The 21777-nt window shown below is 60.6% G+C and carries 18 protein-coding genes; 6 read left to right on the plus strand and 12 right to left on the minus strand.

The window, feature by feature from the left end:
• Positions 1–71: 71 nt before the first annotated feature.
• From FEZ59_RS14105 to FEZ59_RS14115, 3 genes are all read right to left on the minus strand, one after another.
• Complete coding sequence (locus FEZ59_RS14105; protein ID WP_042922050.1) at positions 72–1112, minus strand: iron ABC transporter substrate-binding protein; 1041 nt, start codon at positions 1110–1112, stop codon at positions 72–74.
• Positions 1113–1521: 409 nt separating this feature from the next.
• Positions 1522–1953 (minus strand): DUF1707 domain-containing protein, encoded by a 432-nt coding sequence (locus FEZ59_RS14110; RefSeq protein WP_051649579.1) that lies wholly within the window; start codon positions 1951–1953, stop codon positions 1522–1524.
• Between the two features lie 676 nt (positions 1954–2629).
• Complete coding sequence (locus FEZ59_RS14115; RefSeq protein WP_042922105.1) at positions 2630–3142, minus strand: hypothetical protein; 513 nt, start codon at positions 3140–3142, stop codon at positions 2630–2632.
• Positions 3143–4627: 1485 nt separating this feature from the next.
• Here FEZ59_RS14115 and FEZ59_RS14120 point away from each other — a divergent pair.
• The 3 genes from FEZ59_RS14120 (at position 4628) to FEZ59_RS14130 (ending at position 6896) form a co-directional block, all read left to right on the plus strand.
• On the plus strand, positions 4628–4978 hold the full coding sequence (locus tag FEZ59_RS14120) for a hypothetical protein (RefSeq protein WP_042922051.1): 351 nt from the start codon (positions 4628–4630) through the stop codon (positions 4976–4978).
• Positions 4979–5327: 349 nt separating this feature from the next.
• Positions 5328–6023 (plus strand): MspA family porin, encoded by a 696-nt coding sequence (locus FEZ59_RS14125; protein WP_050656563.1) that lies wholly within the window; start codon positions 5328–5330, stop codon positions 6021–6023.
• Between the two features lie 267 nt (positions 6024–6290).
• On the plus strand, positions 6291–6896 hold the full coding sequence (locus FEZ59_RS14130) for a heme-binding protein (protein ID WP_082239170.1): 606 nt from the start codon (positions 6291–6293) through the stop codon (positions 6894–6896).
• Positions 6897–7336: 440 nt separating this feature from the next.
• Here the strand turns inward: FEZ59_RS14130 and FEZ59_RS14135 are convergent, their stop codons facing one another.
• Both FEZ59_RS14135 and FEZ59_RS14140 read right to left on the minus strand, forming a co-directional pair.
• Positions 7337–8506 carry a flotillin family protein gene (locus FEZ59_RS14135; protein ID WP_082239173.1) on the minus strand — a complete coding sequence of 390 codons (1170 nt, stop codon included), beginning with the start codon at positions 8504–8506 and terminating at the stop codon, positions 7337–7339.
• A gap of 39 nt (positions 8507–8545) precedes the next feature.
• On the minus strand, positions 8546–8764 hold the full coding sequence (locus FEZ59_RS14140) for a hypothetical protein (protein WP_042922052.1): 219 nt from the start codon (positions 8762–8764) through the stop codon (positions 8546–8548).
• Between the two features lie 1159 nt (positions 8765–9923).
• Between FEZ59_RS14140 and FEZ59_RS14145 the strand changes: the two genes are divergently transcribed.
• The gene (locus FEZ59_RS14145) at positions 9924–10496 is read left to right on the plus strand and encodes a TIGR03086 family metal-binding protein (RefSeq protein WP_042922110.1); all 573 of its coding nucleotides are present in this window, start codon (positions 9924–9926) and stop codon (positions 10494–10496) included.
• Positions 10497–11263: 767 nt separating this feature from the next.
• Here the strand turns inward: FEZ59_RS14145 and FEZ59_RS14150 are convergent.
• Complete coding sequence (locus FEZ59_RS14150; RefSeq protein ID WP_172932803.1) at positions 11264–11413, minus strand: hypothetical protein; 150 nt, start codon at positions 11411–11413, stop codon at positions 11264–11266.
• Positions 11414–11850: 437 nt separating this feature from the next.
• Complete coding sequence (locus FEZ59_RS14155; protein WP_050656565.1) at positions 11851–12228, minus strand: hypothetical protein; 378 nt, start codon at positions 12226–12228, stop codon at positions 11851–11853.
• Between the two features lie 331 nt (positions 12229–12559).
• Between FEZ59_RS14155 and FEZ59_RS14160 the strand changes: the two genes are divergently transcribed.
• Entirely contained in the window at positions 12560–12715 is a 156-nt protein-coding gene (locus FEZ59_RS14160) for a hypothetical protein (protein WP_172932782.1), read from the plus strand.
• A gap of 475 nt (positions 12716–13190) precedes the next feature.
• Here FEZ59_RS14160 and FEZ59_RS14165 read toward each other — a convergent pair whose 3' ends face one another.
• The 5 genes from FEZ59_RS14165 to FEZ59_RS14185 all read right to left on the minus strand — a co-directional run bounded on the left by FEZ59_RS14165 (position 13191) and on the right by FEZ59_RS14185 (position 20265).
• Positions 13191–13571: a hypothetical protein gene (locus FEZ59_RS14165; protein ID WP_172932804.1), complete on the minus strand. Its 381-nt coding sequence runs from the start codon at positions 13569–13571 to the stop codon at positions 13191–13193.
• A gap of 691 nt (positions 13572–14262) precedes the next feature.
• The gene (locus tag FEZ59_RS14170; RefSeq protein WP_172932805.1) at positions 14263–16413 is read right to left on the minus strand and encodes a TniQ family protein; all 2151 of its coding nucleotides are present in this window, start codon (positions 16411–16413) and stop codon (positions 14263–14265) included.
• Positions 16410–17435: a TniB family NTP-binding protein gene (locus FEZ59_RS14175; RefSeq protein ID WP_172932806.1), complete on the minus strand. Its 1026-nt coding sequence runs from the start codon at positions 17433–17435 to the stop codon at positions 16410–16412. The genes FEZ59_RS14170 and FEZ59_RS14175 overlap by 4 nt, the downstream gene beginning before the upstream one ends.
• Before the next feature lie 245 nt (positions 17436–17680).
• Entirely contained in the window at positions 17681–19444 is a 1764-nt protein-coding gene (locus FEZ59_RS14180; RefSeq protein WP_172932807.1) for a DDE-type integrase/transposase/recombinase, read from the minus strand.
• Positions 19441–20265, minus strand: a complete 825-nt coding sequence (locus FEZ59_RS14185) for a hypothetical protein (protein WP_172932808.1) — start codon at positions 20263–20265, stop codon at positions 19441–19443. The genes FEZ59_RS14180 and FEZ59_RS14185 overlap by 4 nt, the downstream gene beginning before the upstream one ends.
• A gap of 871 nt (positions 20266–21136) precedes the next feature.
• Between FEZ59_RS14185 and FEZ59_RS14190 the strand changes: the two genes are divergently transcribed.
• A complete protein-coding gene (locus tag FEZ59_RS14190; protein WP_172932809.1) occupies positions 21137–21490 on the plus strand; it encodes a helix-turn-helix transcriptional regulator in 354 nt (117 codons plus the stop codon).
• Positions 21491–21777: the final 287 nt, after the last annotated feature.

Here is a 21777-nt window from a genome sequence, read left to right on the forward strand (position 1 = left end):
CGGCGTTCGGGCGGTCGGGGGACGCACTGTGTTTGCGTGCCCCGACCGCCTCCGACCGATCAGTGCGAGATTCAGAGCAGGCCGGCTTCGGTCATGAGCTCGGTGACCTGCGGGCTGTTGAGCTTCGCAGGGTCGACCTGTGGAGCCTGGAGTTCGGTGAGGGGAACGAGCTTCGGGTTCGCTGCCACGCCGCTGCCCACCGTGTATTCGAACGATGTCCCGGTCTGCAGGACCTCCTGACCCTTATGGCCGGTGACGAACTCGAGGAACTGTTGCGCCGCATCCTGTTTCGAGCTGGACTTCAGGACGCCACCACCGGAGACGCTGACGAATGCACCGGGGTCCTCGTTCTTGAAGTAGTGGAGTGCGACGTTGTTGCTGTTCTCACCGGTCTTCGCCTGATCGCCGAACCAGTAGTAGTGGTAGATGAGACCACCGGGGATTTCCCCGGCGTTGACTGCCTTCATCACCGTGCTGTTGCCCTTGTAGGTGCGGACGTTGTCCTTCATTCCCGCCAGCCACTGCCGGGTGGCGTCCTCGCCCTTGAGTTCGAGCAGCGCACTGACGATCGCCTGGAAGTCTGCACCCGAGGGCGAAGCGGCCCACCGGTCCTTCCACGCGGGATCCTGCAGTTCGAGCAGCGACTTCGGCAGCTGATCCTGATTCAACATGTCCTTGTTGTAGGCGAAGACGGTGGAACGGGCTGCGATACCGGTCCACTTACCGCTCGACGGCCGGTACTGGCTGGGCACCTGATCGAGGACGTTCTGGTTCACGTCGGCGAACAACCCGGCATTCTCGACAAGTGTCATTGCGGGCGAGTTTTCGGTGAGAAACACATCTGCCGGCGAGCGGTCGCCTTCGGCGACGAGCTGGTTGCCGAGCTCGGTATCGCTGCCGTTACGAAGTTCTACTTCGATTCCGGACTCCGCGGTGAAAGCATCGGCCCATTCCTGCGTCAATGACTCGTGCTGCGCGTTGTACACGGTGATCTTGGTGGCCGTGCCCGGGTCCGTCCCGCCGTCCGAACCGGAATTCGAGCACCCCGAAATCGTCAGCACCGCTGCGGTGGCCAGTGCGACCCCCGACATCAGTCCGATTCGTATCCTCATCGATTGTCCTTCTTTACCGCAGCGGGACCTTTTCCAGCCGTCTTCAGGGGAATGATGGTACATACAGGATTGGCAAACCTAATGATCCGTGTCGCCGCTTGCTGTGTAGCGGCGGTGGCTGGTGGCGGGTCCACTGGGTGAGAGAGGGGATGTCCTGATGCGGCACCTGTGGAGCGAGGCGACGACGAAACCGGTACCCCTCTGGTCTATTGCAGCAACGGCGGATTGGTTGCAGGGGAACGGGTTCAGGCCGATCGCAGGTATGTGTCCCGAGCGCAGAGTGCGGTTGTCGCGGCGAAATGCTCGCTTCTGTCTCCCGGGCTCTGGGCTGTGGCCATATGTTCAGGCCATGCGCGAAGGAAGCGAGTCGGGTTCGAAGGACAGTGACGCTGGCCGCTTCAGTTCGATGTCAGTGAGTACCGGTTTTCTGCATATGCTCGTGCATGTCGGTTCCGGCGAAGGCGAGCAGCACGCCGAGTACAACCGCCAACGTGAGCACTGCCGCCGAGGTGATTCGAGGGTGTTTCCGAGCCAGCGCCCCGCAGGCGAAAAGCAGACCGACCAGGGCTGCCCACATGGCATGAACGTGGTCGCTGAGTGAGCCGTCGACGACTGATGTGCGTTCTGGTGGCGTATCGGTGGGCAGGTCCTGCACCAGAAATTCGAGTTCGTGGCGAAACCGACTCGCGTACAGCAACTGTGAGCGTTCGTCCACCTCGGCGAGGGTGAGCATGCCGGCAGAAGCGGCGGCATGGAGGGCGGCGGCCGTCCGCTCGCGGTCGGCGTCCGAAGCTCGAATTCCGGGCGCGATAGGTGCGGACTGTAGGTCGGTGGTTCCCATGAAGTCTCCTGTGGTTGGCCGTGATCTGCACGCCACAATGACCCGCCGCTGCTGAAGAAACACTGAAAGCGATCGCCAGCTCAAAGAAACGCTGGTATTCGGTTTCGGCCGAATTCAGCGCAGTGCGTGAGGTACTCGAATCACGGCGGGGAGACGGATGTGAGTGGCTCACGTGATTCACGCATAAGTTTCCAGCAGAAGCGCACCTCCGCCAGACGGTTGACCTCTCCCCTTGAACGCCGCGAGCTGGTGTCGGTTACATGCCGACCGGTGGGCGGGATTCGGACTGACGACAGACCAGCTCGTCACGGACGATCTGCAATCGGAGCTCCTCGCACCGACCCAATTCGTTCTGACTCTCGAGCCTGTTCAGCTCCGCGACCAGCTCCGTATCGGTCATGGCGCGCCGTACGTCCTTCATTTGAGATGCCTCTCGATCCGCAATGTTCTCGTCTCGGCATACCCCCGACCAGTCGACCGGTAATCAGGGAGGGGGCCGGCCAGGGATGCACCCTCATCGACCAAAACACCCTGGCCGGCCCCTTGAGCGGTGAGGATACAGGCGCTGAGTGACGATAAGGGTGTCGAACGTGGGCTTGCCGCTCGAAAGATGAGCGGCAGTCGGACGACGCCGGCTTCGGTGGCCGATTCTCTGTCGCCGGGGAGGGCGGGAGGCTCAGTCCTTGGTCGGGCGGTCCCAGATCGCGTGGTGGACAGCTGGCCAGAACTCGAACCCAGCGGTTGCGAGGCCGCCGACGCCGATGACGCCTATCGCGGCGTCGACGCTGATGCGTCCCTCGTTGGCCCAGTACACATCTTGCAGATCGAGAAGCAACGCCAGCTCATCGACGATCAATGCTGATCCGGCGCCGTAAGCAATTGCGGCCGCGGGATGGCGACGGTGCCGTTCAGTGCCGCGCAACGCGACGGCCCCGAGGCCGGTGAGCATGCCGATCCCGATGTTGTAATGGTGGAAATGCTTGCCGCCGATACTCATTCCCCCACCGCTGGGACCGTGCCCGGCCCTGATCCAGTGAGTCAGCACACGCACACCGCCAAAGGTCACGGTGAACGCGGTCCACGCCCACACCGCAGAGCGTTCGCCCGGGTCGAGGTTGTTCTCCCACGCTTCCCGAATCTTTGTCCACCGTCGGCTCGAGAACCGCGGTGAACCGTTCGGTAGCGACACATCGCGAGATGCGTTCTCGGGTGTCGGATTGTACAGGTCGGCCACATCGCCCATAGTGGCACTGGAATCGGTGAGTGCGCGGCAGTTTGCCTGGATGCGGTTCTGACAACGATTTACGCTCGACAGATGACGGGTGACCGTCGCTGCTGCCCTCAGCCTGCTCGACGAGCTAGACCCCACCGATCGCCCATCGCGTTTGATGCGGCCTGCACGCGATCGTGAAACGCGCCGCTCAGTCCGTGCCCCTCGGGCTGCCCTGACGAATTCACTGGACGACGGTGGCCCCGACCGCTGGAACCCCAGCGGTCGATCGGGTGGGCCAACGATGCTGCGCGTCTGTCCCTGACAGTTCGGATGCGCACCGCCCGCCGAAGTCGCGTTCACCCGCAGCGTTGGCGGGGTTTTCTGAGCAGCGCGTTCCCTGACACACGACCCGCAGATTCCGGCGGGCCACCTTTGCGAAACTCTCAGCTTCCCTTCAGTTTCCGCCCTTTATAGTTCATCCTCGCACTGCCATCCCGACATGGCAGCGCTATCGCTCGCTGCGGAGGTGTCCGACACCGACCAGTGAGCTGCCCCGTCTGCGTACGTCCCCGGACTTCAGTACGCAGAGGCCCGCCAGGCATGACACCTAACCCCAGCCTGGCGGGCCATTCGGCAGACGAAAATCCGCTGAACAGTGCGAGAAGTTCCGCCTCGCACTGAAACTCGAAGCCCTGTTCAGTGTTCCTTCAGGAACCGACACGTAGCGTCGGCACTGGTTCGTCGAACTACTGGAGGGTGAGCCACTGGCAGATGACGCCCCGACTTCTCGAAGTCGGGGCGTCATCGGATTCTAAGGTTTGGGACTGCTGGTGCAGAGGTACAGGGGCTTTGCGGGGAACGGTTTCGGGGGTGCCGCACCGGGAACCCACTGATCGATAGCAGACCCGGCAGGGGTTGCCTGATCTGCGCATCGGAAGAGTGCAACAGTTTGGTGCGCACGGCTCACCGACGACGTCTCGCAGTCGGCTCGTCGGTGAGCCCCCGAAGGCGAATTTGCGCCGCACTTATAGGTATGCGACATCGACGAGCACTACTTTTTCGTGTCGTGCACCATGTTGGCGGTAGGTCGAGCTGGATATCTTGTCGTTGGCGCACTAGATCTTCGGGCGGTGTCTGGCGCGCGGCCCGCCTCCAGATGTCGCTCCCTGGGACACGGGCCCCCGAGGGCGGGCTCGTTTGTCCTTTCGACGGATTTCAGTCCGATTCGTCAAGTGCTCGAGGATTGTGAGCCAGGGGCGAGGAGCAGGGGCAGGGGCAGGGGCAGCGAGGGTTCGCCCTGCGCAGGGGTCACCGTGTCATGTGCTTGGCGCGGTGGCGTTCCATCGCCTCCGACTCTCCACTGGTCATCGGCCTCATCAACACAAGTCCGCTTAGAGCGAGTAGCGGTGACCCAACCCGGCGTATCCGGTCCTGTAGGCGACAACGGAGGACAGTATTAGCGTGGCCACACCCGGCTGCGTGCTTTGCCCTGACCGGTCTGCCCAGACGTATTCCGCGGGCGACGAACAGCGCGGCGACTGCAAGGGCAACGATCCATTGGTGGTGGTGGTCATCGAGGTGCTCGACGGTCCCAAGCACAAGCACAAGCACAAGCACAAGCACAAGCGCGACGGCCGCGACGAGGAGAAGAACCATCCTTCCGGTATGGAGGATCAGGCTTCTTCGACCACTGTCTCCGCCGGAATGCAGGTCATCGGATGGAGATGCGTGTTCAGGGTTCCCCTTCACTTGAACATCCCTCCGAGCGGTTCTGCTTTGCCGGTGCGAATTGGTTCGGTTGACGGCAAATAGGAGATTCGTACGGAATGCGCCTCGCGTTACTAGCTTCCACCGGACTGGGAGACCCTACCTTCAGCAGGTCGAGACGACCTCCGACCAAATCAGGATGCCACTATTCGACTCAGATGCGACACCGCTTCCCTTCGGTGGCGAAAACCTGTCACCAAAACGGTATGGGCCCTTCAACTTTCCGTTTGGTAACAGTGTGGCGTGGGTATTTTGATGCTGTTATCTGGGTACTTCGAATGGGCTCTCGGTCGACGTCGGCGGCGAATTCGTTCGTGCCGCCGCGACGGATTCCGATCTCGGAAGGCGTGGGGGGTCGGCGGCAGGGCCACAATTGGATGGATGGTGCTTGTGTATGAGGGTTTCACGGGTCGGCGGAGCAGTGGGTACCAGGTCGAGGATCGGTGCGGTTGGGGTCGCGGCTTTCCTTGCCATCGTGCTGAGTAGCACCACGGCGTCGGCCGGTGTCGACAACACCAGTTCGATCGTCGATTCCAAAGGGCACCGGATAGAAGTCCTGCAGATGGATACTGTCATCCGTACTGTTCCGCCGCTCGACAGTTCGCCGCTGAGTGTCGAGTTCTTCCACGACGGCGTTGCCAGCGTGAAGATCGACGGTCCGGGTGCCGACGGTTTCACCGGTACCAAGCTGACGATCGGCTACCAGATCGGTTACCCCATCGCTCTGACCGGTGGGACCGTCACACTCAATTCGCCCAACCTCGATTGGGCCCTGACGAGTGATAACCATCTGAATGTCGGAATCGTGCCGAATCCGACGCTTGACCTGAATGTGGGCGGTACGGCAGGGATCGGTGGCAACATCATTCCGTCACAGCAACTCGATATCAATTTGGCTCCGGGCGGAATCACCGATGCGCCGCTGCTGACGGACCAGTCGTTCGACGGTCCGCAAGCAACCGTGCGACTAGCCGGGATTCACGGATATGTGCAGGGGACTGTAGGCCCGGTGACTATCCGACCATACGCGAAAGCGGTGACGTCCAGCGGTGACACAGTGATCACTTACGGTGTCCCACAACGACTCTGACGTGCGCTTACGATCAGGCTTTCGAGTGTCGTTGGCCGTCCTGTGCTGCGGCGAGGAGACTATTCCTCGTGGGTGGCGGACGGAGTGTGGATCTTTTCTCGGAGTTCGAGGCTGCTTTGGTACTCGGCGTGCCAGCGCGGTGTGTGCGGCACAGGCCACGTCCAGACGTTCCTTCTTCGCGCCGCGGGCTGGTGTGGGGCTGCCGATCTCGGCTGAGAAGCTTCCGGTCCCTTTTACTGCCCAGTGATGTTCCGATAGCAGGACGAGGTGCGGTTGGTGTCGATGGTGGCTGATGTGGCGAAGGGTTTCGGCTCGTTGGTAGGTGTTCGCGGCGGCACTGAAGAGCCTCGCTATGACGTCCTGGGGAAGATTCAGGGGCTCGAGATCCGCCGGTACGGTCCGCGTATCGCAGACCGGTACGGTCCGCGTATCGCAGCCGAGACCACAGTGCCGGGGGATGAGGAGAGCGCCCGTAATGCAGGTTTTCGGCGTCTGGCCGGCTACATCTTCGGTGCCAACATGAGTAAGTCGAAGATCGCGATGACCGCGCCGGTATCGCAGGTACGAGGTCCGGGCGACTCGTGGATAGTCCAGTTTTACATGCCGTCGCACTCGACGATGAACACTCTGCCCACTCCCGAGGAACAGGGCGTGGAACTCGTGGAGGTTGCTGCCGAGACGGTGGCGGTGCTGCGCTTTTCCGGTGACCGTAGCCGGGGGACGGTCGCTGCGCGAACCGCCGAACTGCTCCGCGTGTTGGAGAAAACTGCGTGGGTTCCGAACGGCGAGCCGGTCGCTTGGTTTTACGATCCGCCCTGGACCATTCCGTTTCGTCGTCGTAATGAGGTGGGGGTCCCGGTGATGGCGCGGTGATCCTTCGTATGCTGGATGGGCGCTCATGTCGTGCAACCACGGCACCGAAAACGCGCTGAGGACCGTCCTGAGGGTTCCGGTGTGCGTTTTTAGCTATCGCCCACTATGGGCGATCCGGAGTCGGCGCCTTCGTCCACCCAGGCGATGACAAGGCTCGACATCATCCTTCCCTCCACACCGGTCTGAACAAGACACTCTCATACGCCGTCGTAGGAGTGCGACAATGCGCTGATCGTCGCGGGCGGGCCCTTCACTTGATTGGGGATCTGCGCTCCGCTCGGGAACCATCACTCATGGGTTCAGGGGCTGAATTTGGAGGACCGTCGCGCGTTCAGTAGCGGCGCGGACATGGACTTGTACTTCTACCCCGCTGGTGGGGCGCTCTCGCGAATCGACGTGGACAGGCAGATCGGTGTTGTTCGCGGTGTCTGTGTGTGGCGTCAGTTCTCTTCAGTGGACGAGAAGCCGGTGGAGCGGGTACGTGTGGGTAGTGTGTTGAGTTCGCCGCGGCCGGTGGTGTCCTCGGTCGGCTGGTGTTGCCCGAGGCTGTCGCGTAGGGAGTCGTAGATTGCCAGGCCCTGCCCGACGAGTCCGGTGGCGATCTCGCCGAGTCCGTCGGCGCCGTTGAGGACGGTCAGGTTTGCCCCTGACAATCCTTGGGCGGCCTGTTTGACGATCTCGGGGAGCTGGTCGATCAACAGGCGATCGAGGGCGACACGGTTGTGTGAGGCTGCCGCTTCGGCCTGGATCTTCATCTTCTCGGCCTCGGCCAGCGCCAGGATCCGCACTCTCTCGGCCTCTGCCTCTGCGGGCTTGACCACCTCGGAAACCAGCTCTTGTTGCCGGAGCTCGGCGGCCCTCTGTGCCAGCTCGGTCTGCATTGCGAGCACTTCCCGTTGTGCTTGTGCCTGCGCTAATGGTCCTGCCTGCGCTGCTTCGGCCTGCGCCTTGTCGACTTCGGCTTTGTATTGGGCCTGCACGATCGCAGTCTGGCGGGCGTACTGGGCCTGGTTCCGTTGTGATTCCTGCTCGGCCTCGGCGGCGGCTTGGTTGGCTTTTGCCTGGGCGATCTGTGCTTGTTGTTGGATTGCAGCGTTGTGTGGTGCGGACATCGCGCGGATATAGCCGAGGGAGCCGTCGTCGATGGACTGGATTTGTAGTGCGTCGACGGTCAACCCGATCTTGACCATCTCTTCCTTCGAGCCGTCGAGGACTTCGGTCGCCAGCTTTTGGCGTTCCTTGATGATCTGCTCCACGGTCATTGATCCGATGATCGATCGTAGGTGGCCGGCGAAGATTCGACCGGTGAGCACCGACATCTGGTCCTGGTCGGAGAGGAAGCGTTGACCTGCGCTGATGATGCTTTCGGTGTCATTGCCCACTTTGAACGCGATGACTGCCCGTACGTTGAGGCTGATCCCTTGTTGGGTGACGCATGTTTCCTCCACCTCTGCCTCGCACATGGCCAGTGTGAGGAACCGGACTTTGCGAAGGAGCGGCATGATGTAGGCGCCGTGTCCGGTGACCACACGGAACGGTGCCTCACCTTTGCTTCTGCCTCCGGAGATCAGCATTGCTTCATCTGGTGCAGGCACTCTGTAGCCGAACATGTTTTGGCTCCTCAGGTCGTGTTGTTTGCGGATCGAGCGTCACATTTTGAGTCCGGGCCAGGGTTCGACCTGGACGGTCCGCGCTCCGAGGATGTCGATCACCAACACCTCGGTGCCCTTCGGCAACGGCTCGTCCGACCACGCCAGGTATGCCTCTTTCGATCCGCGCACCGCCAGTAGTACCTCCCCGGCGCCGGCAGATCCGCGGGTCGCCACCATCAACGAACCGAGGCAGCCGATCACCGAAAAATCATCCATGTCATGCATAATCCTCCGCGTGAGCCCGTCGCGCACTTGGCTGTGTCGGTACATCGCATAGGCCGCGAAAGTCCTTCGTTGTCTGGTGTGAGAATGCCCGCGTAGAGGTGCGTCGAACCTTTGCGCTGCCGAATTGGCTGGCCGCATTTGCTCTCGCACGACTCCTGGTAGATCTGACCTGGAATGAGGACTCGGGCGAAATAACGCCTTCGGCATCGCTGTGAACCCGTTCGGTGAAAATGTGCGATGTCGTGAGGCCGCAGACGCGAATGAATTTCAGATATTCACCCGCCTACGGATGCTGCGGATACGACGCCCATGATCCGCTATCGGGTGGGTCGCTTACCTCGGTTGCGAGGTATTCGACCAGTCACTGGTGCGAGAATTGGTGGCATGTACCAAAATCGTCCGGCGCGTGTCGACGGTGTACTTGCACTGTCAGCGGGCACCTTCTTTGGTGTGACTACTGGTGTCACGAGTAGCAGCGTGTGGGAAGGAATTTCCACAGGTACTGCTATCGCGGCGGCTTTCATCCTGGCGCGTCTGCTCATCCGAGGCTGACTCGCTCTATCGTTCGACGCTCTCGGGAATCGACGATGGCGACTGTAAGCGTCGCGAGGTCTCGATGGGGGTGGTCGGTCTCACGGTGAACGCCACTGAAGGCAACGATGCACTGGAATGCCGTGTATTCGATCTATGTGAAATCGGTTCCGTGGCAACCGAGCACTCCCATTGTCGTCGTGAGCAGTGCTGTGCAGTTTGAGCAAGGTTTGAAGGATGGACTTGCGTTCCGTGGCCAGATACTTCCTGTGTTGAGCCCGGGGTACGAGGTGCCAGCTGTGGTTCGGAAGGGTTGTGGGTGTCTGGTTCTCGCGGGTCGATGGCACCGGTGCACCCGTTGGGGCAGTCCACGAATCCTTCTCGGGTGGGGTCGGGTGTCGGGTGCGGGTCGTTCGAGCATCGTGATCGTCAGGGTTTGGCCGCATCGGATGCAGTTGCGGCCGTGTTTGGTCACGACGACGGGTACGGTGCTCATGGTCGGGTGGTGGGCGGACCGACGACAGAGGAGATAGAGGCCGCATTCTTAATCCCGAGAGCCACCATGTCGCAAGGCATCAGCAAATGTATTCCGGCGCAATTCAGAAGAACTGAGGACCAGATGACCCCTGATCAGACCCCAGCCGAGGAGTACCGCGAACTTGCTGGCCGCTTCACCGAAATCGTCGAAGGTGTACCCGATCAGGCAGCCTGGAACAGGGCCGCGCCGGTCGAGGGTTGGAATGCCCGCGACGTTGTTCGCCACCTCGTCGAATGGTTTCCGCCGTTCCTTCAGGAAGGCGCCGGCATCACATTGCCCGCCGGTCCGGACGTCGATGACGATCCGGCAGCCGCGTGGCGCATCTTCAACGACGGTGTCCAAGCGGTGCTCGATGATCCGACTGCCGGGGACAAAGTCTTCTCCCATCCGAACACCGGTCAGGCGCCCTTGCCTCAGGCTGTGGCGCAGTTCTTCACCGCCGACGTGTTCATGCACAGTTGGGACCTGGCGCGCGCTACCGGTCAGGACGAGACCCTCGACCCTGAACGCTGCGCCATGATGCTCGCGGGTATGGAGTCCTGGGATGAGGTGCTGCGATCCAGCGGCCAGTACGGGCCACGGGTAGATGTGCCTGACGGCTCCGACGTTCAGACTCGATTTCTGGCCTTCATCGGACGTGACCCACGACCGTGAGGTAACCAGCGACTGGGGACGCCGGCCACCCGGATCATGTTGCTCTGCAACAGGAACCTTACGAAGCTTCGACCGCCGTGAACAGTCCCCGGGAACAACGACCCGACCGTGCTCGAACCTCTCCGCTGACGTCCCGGGCCGTGGTGTGACGTCCGGGACGGAGCTCGAGGGTCAGAATCCGGAGGGTGGTCAAGCGTCGCTGAGCGCGTAGAGCAGCCCGCCGAGTATGGTGACGTTTTTCTGAAATTGAATGCGTTGCATTGTGTGGGCGGCAGGGTCTTCGATTGTCGATCGAGGTCGTTGGTTTACCCGCAGCGATCAGTGCGGGACACTCGACTGGTGTTGGGCGACAGCGAGAAAGCTCACCTTCCGCGTTCGGTGCTATTCGTGGACGCGGTGGAACTGTGCTGGGCAGATCCGCTGAAGCGGGTCGTCATGATCGTGGTCGTCGTTCTGGTGGCCTCGATCGGTGTGGCCTATCTGTGGTTCGCGTCCAACTATCATTCGGTGACCTGGCCACTGCATACACCGGAGCGGATGAGAATGCACGGGCGCGACTACCAGCGCAACCTCTTCCCCCCGGTTGGGCGAAGTTCCGGAACCGGATCGACAGTCGGAGATCGACACGATGATGCCCTTCGGCTATCCGGTCATCGGATACACCGGTTACGAGACCAGTACCGTCATTTATCTGCGTTGGCGAGATGGCGAGTACTACGGCTACTCGCTGCAGGGAGGCCCCTGAGCTGTCGACCTGCCGGTGTCCGTCACTGGAGCGGCCGCGTCACAAGGACCATGATCATTGCGGCGAAGGCCACAGAGATGGCGACTGGATTCGTCATCGGCGGCAACAGCTTCCATTCATCCCAGGTGCCGTTTCTTCGTGTGAACGCCAGCATCATCCGGACAATGCTCACGATGATGGCGACACCTGTTAGGGCAGGGACGGCACTGAGCGCGAGGACGTGCTTCTTCGTTTCATCGAGCGACTGAACGCACAAAGGTTCCAGGGGAGGAAGTCGGCGTGCGGCCGAATCATTCGCATTTTCTTCCTCCGCCCAGCGGACGTGTGTGAAGTTGAGCTCGGCGACACTTCCGCATGGGTACGCCGCATCGCTGACGGGGCGGACGGTGACAGCGACAGGCTCTTGGAGCGCTTGAATCGGACCCACAATGGAGGATCCGAGCAATACGAGAAGTGTGGTAGCAGCAGGAATTCCGAGCCGAGTGAACGCATGTCCCGCCTAGAAGTCATGGGTGGCTGTCGTGCCAGAAGCGGGCACCGATGCGGTTGTCATTTGTCGGCGGGGGTGGTGCGATCTGTGGTCACCCGGTTGGTTCCGCGGAGTTGTTGTCAGGGCCCGCCTTGGAGTGTGTAGGGGACGAAGGTTCCGTTCTCGTCTCGCGCGAGGATGGTGACGGGCTGATTAGTGGTGACGGGTTGCCCCGGTGAAACTGCGGCGTACAGGTCGATGTTCTCCTCGTCGAGGTGGTCGACTTTCGAGTAGTCGTATCCACTTGCAGATCGTGGCATGTCGGCGACGGGGTCGCCGCTGCGGTTGTAGTGCCGGTGAAGGTAGGTGAGACTGATCGGAAACCCGTCCGCGGGTGTCCGGTGACGCGAGTAGTAGAGACCGCCGTAGATGGACATCACGACGAGTATTCCGGCGATGACAAGCAAGACGAACCCCGCGGCGGCGTTCGTCGGCCACAGTCGTCTTCCTTTTCGCATGCACGATTATGGCCAACAGTTGGTACGTCCGTCGGGACGTGGCCGGGGCACTGCTAGGTGTGTTGCGCGCGGTTCGGTGCCGGGCCTCACTGTGATCACTTCGAGAGGAGGGTGTTCAGCGCATCGAGTAATGCGCCGTCTGCGGGAGTCCGGGTTGAACTGGCCGCTTGCAGTGAACGTGTCACGGCCGGCTCGGTGGGCAGATATGAGTATCAACTCTCGTCGTGGGCGCTCCATCCCGCGTCCGGCTGTGTGGATACTCGATTGTTGTCTGCGCAGTGGCGCGAAGTTGGGGATGCGTGGTCGTTGGATTCGGTGTACAGATGTAAAGATGTTGGGTCTCATAGGTTTCCTAGTGGTTGTGTGGCTGGTTTTCGTGGTCGTGGGCTTGGTTGTAAAAGGCTTGTTCTGGCTGGCGATCATCGGGATAGTTCTCCTCGTCGCGACTGCTGCGTGGGGATGGATCAAACGCAACGCTTCCACCTGAACGCAATCCGTATCGGAAAGAATTCGACTTCTACGTCGGCTATTCGTGCGGCGCGGTTCGACTGGCGGGTGATCGTGTATCCATCCTCAATGACGTTGCTTTCCAGCCTGTTACGTGGGTCGAAGGACAAAGCGGTTTCGAACGGCGCCGGTTGCTTTGTGCCGGTGTGTTGGCGGTGGTGTGATGCGCTCCAGGCGGCGCCGAGGGAGAAGTGGCTGACGACGCCGTAGTGGTTCATCGCGTCGGCGACTCGGCGGCGACCGGTTCGGGCTGTCACCCCGAGTGTGGTTGAGTCTGATTCCATCGTCATGCCGGAGTTCATCAGGTGCAAAATGGGGTCCTAGGGGTTTTCCGATGGCTGGTCGTGCGCGGTGACGGGTACTGCTTCCTCCCAGATGCGGTGATAGATCCAGGTCATCGTCTGCGCGAGGGTGGGGGAATCGATAGCCATGATGCTGCTTGGCCATGCTTGTCCCTAAGTGCGGGGGATTCCGATGCGGGTGTGGTCGAGTATCCAGAAGAAGCTCGGTGGGTTTGGATGCATCCGAACGTGTGAGCCTGCGTTGATTTCGTGGGCAATTTGGTTGCGTCCGAGATCGGAGTTCGCGTCGGCGGTACTGACGATCAGGCGGAAGTCGTGATCGGGTGCGGCGTTTTTCTCCCTGTAGGATCCGGGTTCCTGTTCGAGAAGCGCCGTGTACAGGGGTGTGGTGTCGGGCATGCATGCGTAGGAGGTGCGGGGTTTCGCTCGTGAGGCTTGCAGTTTGTACATGTCTGCGGCGGCGAATGGGCCGTGCATGACGGCGATGGGCAGACCGTGGCTTTTTGCGGCTTGGTGGGTTGCCGACCACATCATGTTGCAATCGTTGCAAAGCGCCAGTGGGTGTTTCGTTGCATCAACGACGGCTGAGGTTGGAAACGACATGGACGATCTCCGCTGGCAAAGTATGTAGGGGTGGGTGTTGCCCCTTGGAGCGCTCGGGATGGTCGTGGGAAGTCGCGGCCACACCCGTTGTCGCCGAACCATGGCGATCGGTCACCTGTCGAGTTGGTGCCTGGTGCTGGAAAGTTTCGAACCTAGTCAACAGTTTCCATCGGCAGTTACTCCCGGTCGTCGACACACTGGTGAATCCTGACACCCCGTGCCTTGTTCGTGGCTCTGTTACTAACGGTTTCATCACGTCGAGTCAAGGGAGAAGGGGCAGTGTTGACCGACTGCTGGTGGATTGTTCTCAGCTGTCGAAAAAGGTCATCTTTACCCGGAATTTCAGCGACAACTGTCGCGGAATTTTTCGAAAGTCGCCGGTTGATCTGACAAATAGATCCGGAATCTACACTGCCGCCATCGTCTGGTGATGAGACAAAAATCGGACATCATGAGATTTTGAGACAAACACCTGCAGTTTTGTGAATTTGAGACAAATGCAGGCTGAGTACACTCTCAACTTCTGAAGGTTGGAATTGCTGCGAGGCAGAACACTGTTTCCTGCACACAGCGACGCCTTGCGGGCAAATGCGAACCGCAAGGCGTCGGTATCGTTGGGGGTTTAGGTTGGTCGGGGTGGTTCGCAGCTGGCTATCTGCCGGAGGCGATCGATGTTCGCCCGCGCGAGGTGGTACAGCGACGTGCCGGTCGGTGTGAGTTGGCGTGGCCCGTGGCTGGTATCTCGTGTGAAAACGTCGGTTCCGAGTGCCTTGGCAAGGTAGGTGTATTCCCGGTGTATCTGGGTGGGTCGGACCCCGAACATCGCGGCAGCGTCGCCATCGAGCTTGCAGTGGGCGCTGTCGGCGAATCGGCAGAGTCGAAGTGCTGCAATCTTTTCGCCGGCGAGTGCCAGATGGACGAGTTCTTCGGGGTCGCCTGCAGTGGATGCTGCGAGTGTGAGTGAGAGGCTCGTACGCCGGAGATCGGTGCGACCGATGTCGGGGAGGTAGCGTTCTTCGCGTCCGAAGGGTGCCCATGCCCCGGTATTCATGCTGAATTGTGGTGTGTAGCTTGTTGGCTCACCGATTCGGTGCTTCAGTAGAAGGCGTTGGGCGACTTCGCCGGACTTGTCTTGGAGGTCGACCGGCATCGTCAGGACGAATTTGCGGTAGCTGTAGGCGGCGGGGCCGTGGAGCAGAGCGGCTCCGTAGGTCACGAGCGGGTCGCTGCCGGTCAGGAGCTGCCAGATATAGCGTTGGATCTTCCACGTGAATGCGGTGGTCAGGTAAGTGTTTGCTGCTCGGGCGAGAAGTCTGGTGTGGTTACGTCCGATGTCAGATGGCGCGGGGAAGAGGTGGCGCCGCCTCCGGTAGTCGATCGGTGGCGGGCACGACAGCAGATGCGCGTGCAGGTTTTGAAGGTAGTTGAATATTTCGTTCCCATGTTCGTTGCTGATGAGATGGTTTAGCGCATAGCGGATTTCGTCGGCGTTGTAGTCAAGGCCGAATTCCTGGGCGAGTCGTTTGTAGTCTGGTTTGCGTCCCATTGAGGCGAGTGCGATCGGTGCGGTGAGGGGGAAGAGTCGTGTGACTCGGTCGGGGAGTTCGGGAGCGTTGTCGCGTACCTGCCTCCAGATGCAGGAGGGAAGATTCATCGCGTCGATCGCTCGTGTGGTGGCGTTTGTCAATGCCTTCGCGGAATGCTGTGGTCGGCGACGTCCGAGCCGGTCGCTCAAGACGGTTCCGGTTTGTGGCGGTCGTCGCCAGCTGAGTAACCGTTCGAGGTGGACGGTGCAGGTGGCGTGGTTCGTTCGTCGTAGATGGTCGATGATGTGTGTGATTCGCGATGGTGACAACCAGGTATCAACTAAGTCTCTGCCGCTGGAAGCGGTGGTGAGGATGCCGATCGCCGCGGTTTGTGCGATGAGAAACTGTGGGGTTGTCACTTCGGATACTCCACTTCGGCCCATGGGTGTGCTGACGAAGTCCGACTGACTCAGTTGTTGAGTCCACGCTCCTGGGTCCGGGCTGTCGGGGATGGTTCCGACGCCGTCGACGTAGGTCATGGCGTTGAGAGCGTGCCGGGTCAGGAGCGAGGCGTCTGTGAGGATGCTTTCCGCGCTGAGGAACTCGCCGTCGGTGTATGCGCATGAAGCGCCGTTGGTGTGCAGAATTCTGGTGAGCGATGAATGCGCGTCGTAAGCGGCAGAGTGGATTTCGATTGTGTGCGCTGTGTTCTGGGCCAGGATTTCGGTGGCACATCCGTGAATGCATCTTCTCAGGCGCCATGCGGATATCCGGGAGCCGGTAGTGCGTGGGTGGTGTGTGCGCGTGTCACGCGCTCTCGATCCGCACGCGGGACAGTTGTCTCTCAGCACTGTGTGGTGTTCCTCGCAGATGTTGATCCAGCGCAGGTGCCAAGGCAATTTCCAGCGGAGATCGTCGTCGATGAGACATGTGGGGCAGTAACCGGTTCCGCGTACCTGAGACCATGAGCCGGTCGATGAATCACGCGTGACGTTCGCGAGCCCGACGGGCTTGTATCGACGTAGTGTCGCCTCGGCCAATCGGTCAGGGTCCACGCCGGTGCACTCGGAGATGTAGAGGAGCGAGGGGTCGTCGACGGACCTGGTGAGGGGTAGGGCTTTGTCCTTGTTGATGGTGTCGTTGCGGCCTGTGATGTGGCGTGGGCGGCACCCGTTGAGATCGGCGAGAAGTTCGATCCAAGAATCGAGTGACTCGTCGTGAAGAAGATCGGCTTGGATTGGAATCATTCGGCGGCCTTTCTCTTGGATTCGATTATGAGGTCATTGACTGTGGGGCGCCGGCGGTGGGTAATTGCGGCGATAGTGGCGTCCTTGAGTAGCTCGAGGGACAGGCCTGTTCGGCCGCCGGACGCGTGAAAGAGGTTGGCGGCGAACGTCGCGTCACGGAGTTCGCTGCTGTCGAGTCCGTCTATGAGTTCTAGTCGGCTGATCAGTGCACCGATGCGTCGATGCCAGGCTCGCATTTGAGTTTTGTCCGTGTCGACGAACGGCGTCAGATCGCGACGATACATTCGACCAGCGAGCTGTACTGCTGCGGAGTATTCGTCCGCTGAGCGATCCGTCCGTTTGAGGAGGGCGCTGTTTTCGAGTCCGGCTCCGACGAAGACGAAACTGACAGGAAGCGCGTCGACCGTCATTTTCAGGTTGTCGGTCAGATCACGAGCGGCACCCACGCGGCGAAGCATGTGCGCGTCATCGACGACGATCATCCGAGTTCCGATGCTGGGCAGCACTGTTCGTAGTTGTCGGAGCATGTCGGCCCCCGTCGCCAGCCTGGTGTTCGGTACGCTGGCGAATGCGCCGATAGCTCGTAGGAGTGTCGGCCAGCTTGCGCCCGCATCGCTGACGAAAACTACCGGTATGTGTTCGGCTCGAATACCTTTTCCTGGATCGTGAGGATGTTTGAGTAGGTCGTCATGTATTCGGAGCATGGCGGCCGTGGTCGCCTGTGTTTTTCCGACGAGTGATGGCCCGTTGATCGCGACCCATCGACGACCCGCATTCACCGAAGTGGCGTTGTGGTCGAGCAACTTGCGCATGTCGCTTTCGATCGTTTGGATGTCGGAGGTCTCGATGGGGCCGATCGATCTGATCCATCGGGCGAGTGTGATCCCATCACCGTCGATCCCGCACGGCGGCGCATCGGCAGAGTCTCGCCGCCGCAGTCGAGGCCAGTCTGCGCGGTTCTGTAGGACGGGTGGCTGATCTGCCATGAGGGAACGAATGGCAGATGTTGTCTGAATTGCCATGGGTCACCACACCTCGTCGGTATCGGCTGGCTCGAGATCCCAGATCGCGAAAGTGTCCACGTCGACTGGCGGTAGTGCCGGCATGCCGATGCCGCTTGTCTCAGTCGTTCCGGGGTTCGACTGCGGGACCGGAGCTGAGTTCGCGACACGGGCGCGGTCAAGGGACCAACGTTTGCGTTCGTGTTCGGCTAATTCGTCAGCGAACTTACAGAAGGCGACTTCGGCGTTGTCTCGCTCTTCGCGGGTCAACCGATTGCCCCCGAGGAACTGCGAAAAGTCATCTGCGACAAGGTCACTGAACGGAGGAAATGTCGTGCCGTCGTCGTGGATGGCGGTGAGGGTGTGCCAGCGCCCGTCGAAGTCGTCTCGAAAGAACATCCGAGACCTGTCGTAGCTGTCGTAAAAGAACCGGCGCTTGCGTCCAGGCCGAGCCAACGGCGAGATGGACCCTCTCCGAACTTCATTGAGTATCGGTCCATCGTAGCGGAAGTCTCGATAATGAACGCCGTCCGAAGACACTGCAAGGTCGGCACAGTCGAGGAAACCGAACACGTCATCGGGTGGGGAGCCACGTGCAGATCACCACCCCGAATCAAGCATTGCTCATACCGCTGGGCCGGAGTCAAAAAGTGCCCCTTCTTGGTTGCAGACGGTAGTCCGCTGTGAGGAAGATGCGGATAGTAGGTCATCGCCCATTCCTTGCAGATCGATTGCACCGCAGACAATGTCAGAGTGGCATTGACATCGTCGCCTCGGTTCTCGGGACCGTCGCCGGTGAAACCATCGAGGTTCTGCTGCATGATGGCTAGTGACCGATTCACAGACTCGACGTAGGGCTTGTCCATGCCGCGTCGGGTTCGTGCCAGTTCGATTGTGCTACCCCACCGGGCCAGCGCATCGACAACACGGTAATTCTCGTACTCACTGCCGTGATCGATGACCAGCACGCCGATACCCATCCCTGGATGGACCAGCGTTTCTCGGGGTACACCGAGCGCAAGAGTGTGGGGGCGGGCAATTTCAGGTAGGACGAGCGGCGACATCACGTCGAAGAGCAGCATCCGCGTGTCCCGGCCCGATGGCTTCTCAGCTGTGACCCGTACCGTGACCAGTCTAGTTGCCACACACACGGCGACGCTGATCCATGGCCGTATTTCCTTTCCCGTGTCGGGGCATCTAATCCACACGTTGAGTTCGGTGGCATCAATTTCAATTCTCTCGCCGGGCATCGACGGGGCCGGCCTGCGATATCCGCGTTGGGCCCGGGCGTTGTTGGTGCGACGAGTCCGTGCTGTGCCCGCGAGAGTCAGTTCGGTGGACAGCATCCGGACGACAGCTTCGAGGCGGAAAGATGTGAGCAGCGGGTCGTTGATTCTCAGGTGGTCAAGCTCTCGCAGTACTCGCGTCTTCCTCGCTTGGAGACCCACCGTCGACTTGTGCCTCGCCAGGTCCAATAACACTCGGTAGATTGTGTCCAATGTGTCCTCGCGGAGACCTAATCTCGGGTCGTCGGGGCGCGATTTGTCAGCGTGACGAGGAATGAGCGCGTGGATGCCGCCGCTCTCGAAATCCGAAACCATGCGATACAACTGAGCGCGTGAGTATCCACGGGTGCCTGCGAGATCTCGGGTCAGCGTCCGGAGTCTCGATGGCCGGGTGGTCAGTGCAGGGTTGTACCGAGGATCGCTGTCGGGGCCGACAACTCCTGACGGGTCCCCGTGGATCACAGTGCGTGCGAGTGCGGCTCGTTCGATCGTTTGCAACTTGACGTGCGTCGGTAGGTCGTCGAGTAGGTCGCTGTCGTTGGTGTCGGTGATCCTCGGCTGATCGATCATGCAGAAGTCATTCAACATCCAAATAGCTTGCAGCAGAGCGATTTCGATGTATTCTCCGGCATCATTTCGCAGAGTCGCAATTGGTGGGGTCAGTGTCGCCGCGATCGAGATGACCGTACATAGCTGCCCGTCCACCTCGAAGCGGGTTCCCAGACCGAAGGTGTTGGTATTCATCGCCACACCACCTCCGACGCCTGCGTGATGGGCCGGTCGAGATCGATGTCGAGATGGCACTGCGCGAGCGCCCGCAGAGCCCGTCCACGTCCTACCGGACCGCCGCCGAACACATCCGACACTGCACCAAGGCTTTTCGTTGACCGAATGTCGTTACCCGCCACCCACCAAGGCTCTTTCATGGCAGGCGCTTTCCACCGGAGCGCGCCGAGCAGGCGAAGATTCACTGTTCGCTGGTGCGGCATCGTCCCACACACGCGGTAGTCGATGCCCTGCGCCCGAAGCGTTTCCGGAAGTAGCTCGGTCAGAATCACTCGCGCGTACTCGCCCATGTTGTCGTCGGCGCGCACGCTGATGATCTCCACCCCCGCCTCGCAGGACACCAGGAGGTCCGGTATCTGCAGGATGCACCGCTCCCCAACGGGCCAAGACAGTACACAGGCCTGGCTTTGATAGCGGTGCACGTCGGCTCGGCGGTCGAGTTCCATCATCCAGAGTTGCTCGGGTTTGGATTCGGCCCACACCACAGCTGGTAGGCCAGCAAACCGGGTCGTATGGATCATCAGATTGGAGCGTGAATGCATATGTGATCCCAGCCGGCGCACCGGCATCACGGACTCAACATTCGTTCTCGTCAGGGTTGCTACCGGCGCAATGCGGGTGTCTGCGCCGTCCCACAAAATCACGCTGCATCCGGCGACGGCCTTGGCCCGGATTTGTGGATCGCGAAGTGCGTCGAGCGCGTCCCGGCGGGGCAATGCGCGGCGGAGGTGCGCAGTGATCTGTTTGGGTGAGCGACGAACCCCTCGGCGCGCACTCACAGAAGTACCTGGTACCAGCGGCGATCTCATCGTGGACCCCAGACTGGTAGCCCGGCACAGTGGTCGAGTACAGGTCGATCTGCCGGTTCAAGGAGTCGATCCGCAACGAATAGAACCTTGACAACGCCCGATGGGCAGGCTGAAATAGACATAACAAACCTCCAAGTCAAAAAGGTGAGTTTGGGTGAGGCAGCGGCGGGAACCGCTGTTGAGAATTGAGGAAAAGCCGGGTTGTCGCCCGGCTTTTTCCATGCCCAGAAGGGCTAGGGACCGTCACGGCTTCGTCGCGAGCACTCGCACTCAAGAGCGTCAAGAGCTTCAGCAGTTACTGCACTGAGCGTGCGCTGGGACAGGCGTGCGCGCTCGTAGAGGCGTTGGGCAGTCTTCACGGGCAGTCGGACCTCAACCCGCACGGTGTCGTCCGGTTCGAAGTTCCTCGTCGTGCGTCGCCCAAAATGAGCCGACGGAAGTTCAATCATGGAGTGCGCCATCCCTTCGCCGTGGTTCGACTAGCTGGTTTGCGCACCTCCGATGTCACACAGAGTACCGGCTCGGCCCGGTACTCCACAACGGATTCGACCGTCGAATTAGGTATGCGACATTTGAAATATGTGGTGGAGCAGCGTGATTGCTGTCGGGCAAGCGTGTGTCATCGCTCCGATCAATGATTGGGTGGGGGTCCTGTTCCGGTTCGGCTCCATGATTGGCTCTGTCCCGCGACTGACTTGACCGGATTGGAAGTTGACGCCGGTAGAAGGTAGGCCAAACGGGACGTCGCGGCTCACAATCTAGCGAAGATTCTTGCTGCGATGGTGCCGGCGCACATACTCTGATTTGATCGCCGAGTACGCGATTGAGGAGGTGATCTCTGATGAGTGCACCCTCGACTGGCGCGCGGATCGAGAAGGCGAGGCTCGCTGCCCAAATCGCAAGCCGACGCGAACTGGCCGACAAGGCTGGCATCTCCGTGTCCACTCTCTCGCGCATCATCGCTGGCACCCAGCCTGCGAAGGCGAACGAATTACTCGCTATCGCGATGGCCACCGGTTGTCCGTTGGCAGAGCTGATAGGAATCTGCACGATGGCGGAGCCTCTCCAGTGCGGAGCTAGGCCGGACAGTGGCGCGAACTTTGAGGAGATGCGAGAGCAACTGCTCCAGTTCTTCGAACTCAACTCCTACTTGGACGAGCAGGGCATCAGCGTCCGCCAGGAAGCACCGAGATAGACGTCAGCAGATCACGGGCAGCGCCCCACTCGAGCTAATTCGACATCCGTCGCAGAGCATCGAATGCTTCAAACCTTCTTTCTTGCATAGGGTTCCGCTCCTGATCTTCCGAATGTTTCTGACACTGCCTCTTCTTTCAATCCGTTGTCGTCCTGCCCAGCGGTGGATGGAGGAGTGATCTAGACCGCCCTTGCTGCACGGTAACCTACACGGGACTCATTCGTTCGCACTTCTTGACTTCGTCGACGCCGCAACCGACAACATTTGAGGTTCACCTCGGATGGTGG

This window comes from Rhodococcus sp. MS13 (assembly GCF_013277835.1).
Taxonomy (GTDB): Bacteria; Actinomycetota; Actinomycetes; order Mycobacteriales; family Mycobacteriaceae; genus Rhodococcus_F; species Rhodococcus_F erythropolis.

Coding starts and splice junctions, on each gene's coding strand:
- FEZ59_RS14155 (WP_050656565.1), bottom strand. CDS start 12,228: ATGCGAAAAGGAAGACGACTGTGGCCGACGAACGCCGCCGCGGGGTTC.
- FEZ59_RS14175 (WP_172932806.1), bottom strand. CDS start 17,435: ATGGCAATTCAGACAACATCTGCCATTCGTTCCCTCATGGCAGATCAG.
- FEZ59_RS14165 (WP_172932804.1), bottom strand. CDS start 13,571: ATGATGTGGTCGGCAACCCACCAAGCCGCAAAAAGCCACGGTCTGCCC.
- FEZ59_RS14105 (WP_042922050.1), bottom strand. CDS start 1,112: ATGAGGATACGAATCGGACTGATGTCGGGGGTCGCACTGGCCACCGCA.
- FEZ59_RS14125 (WP_050656563.1), top strand. CDS start 5,328: ATGAGGGTTTCACGGGTCGGCGGAGCAGTGGGTACCAGGTCGAGGATC.
- FEZ59_RS14190 (WP_172932809.1), top strand. CDS start 21,137: ATGAGTGCACCCTCGACTGGCGCGCGGATCGAGAAGGCGAGGCTCGCT.
- FEZ59_RS14170 (WP_172932805.1), bottom strand. CDS start 16,413: ATGATTCCAATCCAAGCCGATCTTCTTCACGACGAGTCACTCGATTCT.
- FEZ59_RS14180 (WP_172932807.1), bottom strand. CDS start 19,444: ATGAATACCAACACCTTCGGTCTGGGAACCCGCTTCGAGGTGGACGGG.
- FEZ59_RS14135 (WP_082239173.1), bottom strand. CDS start 8,506: ATGTTCGGCTACAGAGTGCCTGCACCAGATGAAGCAATGCTGATCTCC.
- FEZ59_RS14110 (WP_051649579.1), bottom strand. CDS start 1,953: ATGGGAACCACCGACCTACAGTCCGCACCTATCGCGCCCGGAATTCGA.
- FEZ59_RS14145 (WP_042922110.1), top strand. CDS start 9,924: ATGACCCCTGATCAGACCCCAGCCGAGGAGTACCGCGAACTTGCTGGC.
- FEZ59_RS14160 (WP_172932782.1), top strand. CDS start 12,560: ATGTTGGGTCTCATAGGTTTCCTAGTGGTTGTGTGGCTGGTTTTCGTG.
- FEZ59_RS14140 (WP_042922052.1), bottom strand. CDS start 8,764: ATGGATGATTTTTCGGTGATCGGCTGCCTCGGTTCGTTGATGGTGGCG.